Genomic DNA, 267 nt, shown 5'->3' with positions numbered 1-267 from the left:
CAGTAAAACCACCCGATGCGCCGCCTAATGCTTTACCTAAGGTACCGGTAATAATGTCGACACGATCCATGACATTACAGTAATCATGGGTTCCACGACCATTTTGACCGATAAAGCCTACTGCATGAGAGTCATCGACCATCACCAATGCGCCGTACTTATCTGCGAGATCACACACACCTTGAAGGTTAGCGATTACGCCGTCCATTGAGAACACACCGTCAGTGGCGATCAAAATGTTGCGTGCACCAGCAGCTTGAGCTGCAA

1 protein-coding gene is annotated in these 267 nt (G+C 49.1%); it reads right to left on the bottom strand.

Features of this window, described 5'->3' with window-relative positions; genetic code table 11:
• A partial coding sequence (locus AAEY72_RS15100) for an aminotransferase class I/II-fold pyridoxal phosphate-dependent enzyme (RefSeq protein ID WP_352311383.1) occupies nucleotides 1-267 on the bottom strand: 267 nt, incomplete at both ends.

The organism is Psychrobacter sp. W2-37-MNA-CIBAN-0211, assembly GCF_040309405.1.
Classification (GTDB): Bacteria; Pseudomonadota; Gammaproteobacteria; order Pseudomonadales; family Moraxellaceae; genus Psychrobacter; species Psychrobacter glaciei.
The sequence above is the reverse complement of the archived record's forward strand: the minus strand, read 5'-3'. Positions and strand labels throughout refer to the sequence as shown.